Here is a 457-nt window from a genome sequence, read left to right as displayed (position 1 = left end):
GCGGCTCATCCCCGCTCGCGCGGGGAACACTTTTCCCGCTTTGCGGCATACTTGACCAATTCCGGCTCATCCCCGCTCGCGCGGGGAACACTCTCAGAGAAAACTCTGAGAAGCCCCGCCGCCCGGCTCATCCCCGCTCGCGCGGGGAACACTGACAATACTCATACCCCCATCAGGAGGAACTCGGCTCATCCCCGCTCGCGCGGGGAACACGAACCGAATCGGCGTTTCGTTCTCGATGTAGCCGGCTCATCCCCGCTCGCGCGGGGAACACTGCCACGCACTTTCTCTACGCGATGGGTGGGGTGGCTCATCCCCGCTCGCGCGGGGAACACGTGGGCAAGATTCCCGAGACTCGGCGTAATTTCTGGCTCATCCCCGCTCGCGCGGGGAACACTCATAGCCTTCAACCAGCACGGCCGCGCCCTTCGGCTCATCCCCGCTCGCGCGGGGAACA

This window comes from Rothia sp. HMSC069C03 (assembly GCF_001811075.1).
Lineage (GTDB): Bacteria > Actinomycetota > Actinomycetes > Actinomycetales > Micrococcaceae > Rothia > Rothia mucilaginosa.
The sequence above is the reverse complement of the archived record's forward strand: the minus strand, read 5'-3'. Positions refer to the sequence as shown.